Genomic DNA, 1,884 nt, shown 5'->3' with positions numbered 1-1,884 from the left:
CATCGACTCGGTATAGCCGTCCGCTCCGCGCATCGCTTCAGTCTCAGTGTTGTCCGGTTCTTTGTTTCAACGTTTACCCCTCCCGCGCGGATGACGTGCGTGGGAGGTATTTCAACAGCGTGCTAAACGATCAATGGGCCTTTACGGCTGAAGTCACTCATCGTCGTGGAACCTCGACAGCTGCCGGCTTACCATCTCAATGCAGTGTCGCCGTAGGGCGCTGCATTGCGGTAAGATTCACCCCCGCATCTTGATAGCGCCGCCACGGTGTCCGAACGCTGTCGTCACTCAGTGGATGCGGCCATGCTGTGTGCGCGGTGGTACACGTCCTACTCGCTAAGCCTGCGCAATTTTGGTTCCCTTTTCGCTCCGCCGCGACTCTCAGTTTTTCGCCGCGGCCGCCAAGAAAGAAACGCCGCGGATTGGCATTGATCTTGCCTTCTCAAGGGGCGCCCGGTGGAGTGCGCAGTGCCGGGAAGACGCATCGCCCATTCCAAAAGGAGGCATCACAATGGCGTTACTGGAACGAGCCGCATGGTATGACATTGCACGTGCCACCAACTGGACCTCAAGATATGTGACGGAGTCGGAGCTTTTTCCCGATATCATGTCTGGGGCGCAAGGCATTCCCATGGCGAGTTGGGAAACCTACGAGGAGCCCTACAAGACGTCATATCCCGAGTATGTGCGCATCCAGCGTGAGAAGGATGCAGGCGCATATTCGGTCAAGGAGGCACTTGAGCGTAGCCGCATGTTCGAGGACGCCGATCCGGGGTGGCTCTCCATTCTGAAGGCTCACTACGGTGTAATTGCGCTCGGAGAATATGCGGCGATGAGCGCCGAGGCCCGAATGGTACGTTTCGGGCGTGCGCCCGGCATGCGCAATATGGCCACCTTCGGCATGCTCGACGAGAATCGTCATGGTCAATTGCAGCTTTACTTTCCTCACGGCTACTGTCCCAAGGATCGCCAGTTCGATTGGGCCCACAAGGCGTATCACACAAACGCGTGGGTTGCGATTGCCGCGCGCAGCGCGTTCGATGACCTGTTCATGTCGCGCAGTGCGATCGAAATCGCGGTCATGCTAACCTTCGCGTTCGAAACGGGTTTTACCAACATGCAGTTTCTTGGCCTCGCGGCCAATGCCGCCGAAGCGGGCGACTTCACTTTTGCAAGCCTGATTTCCAGCATTCAGACAGATGAGTCGCGCCATGCGCAAATCGGGGGTCCCGCGTTGCAGATCCTGATCGCTAACGGCCGTAAAGAGCAGGCTCAAAAGCTCGTTGATGTCGCCATCGCACGCGCGTGGCGTCTGTTCTGCCTGCTCACGGGCTCCTCGATGGATTACGCCACGCCACTCATGCATCGCAAGCAGTCGTTTAAGGAATTCATGCGAGAATGGATCGTAGGTCAGTTCGAACGCACTCTGATCGACCTCGGACTTGACCTGCCATGGTACTGGGAACAGATCATTAGCGAGTTCGACTACCAGCATCATGCGTATCAATTGGCTATCTGGTTCTGGCGTCCTACCGTGTGGTGGAATCCTGCTGCCGGCATAACACCCGAGTGCCGCGACTGGCTCGAAGAAAAATATCCCGGCTGGAACGACACGTTCGGCAAAGTGTGGGATGTCATAATCGGTAACCTGCAGGCCGGCAAGCCTGAGCTCACCGTTTCCGAGACGCTGCCGATCGTCTGCAACATGAGCCAGCTGCCCATCTGCGCGATTCCTGGCAATGGCTGGAATCTAACAAGCTGTTGAAGAAGCTCTCCGTCGGCGCGTTGTCCCAGCAATTTCCTTTGCGGCTCATAGAGCAACGCATGCCATAGTCAGCCAGCCTGCACTGAAATTCGTGGCTCGCGTACTGACTGCCACGGTCC

Annotated in this window: 2 pseudogenes; one reads left to right on the top strand and one right to left on the bottom strand. The window is 57.2% G+C overall.

The window, feature by feature from the left end:
• Positions 1–511: 511 nt before the first annotated feature.
• A pseudogene (locus AB3X86_RS38080) lies at positions 512–1,753 on the top strand (toluene monooxygenase); the annotation flags it as partial.
• 1 nt (position 1,754) lies between these two features.
• Here AB3X86_RS38080 and AB3X86_RS38075 read toward each other — a convergent pair.
• A pseudogene (locus AB3X86_RS38075) lies at positions 1,755–1,884 on the bottom strand (IS3 family transposase); the annotation flags it as partial.

The organism is Paraburkholderia sp. BR14374, assembly GCF_040948685.1.
GTDB classification, from domain to species: domain Bacteria; phylum Pseudomonadota; class Gammaproteobacteria; order Burkholderiales; family Burkholderiaceae; genus Paraburkholderia; species Paraburkholderia youngii.
The sequence above is the reverse complement of the archived record's forward strand: the minus strand, read 5'-3'. Positions and strand labels throughout refer to the sequence as shown.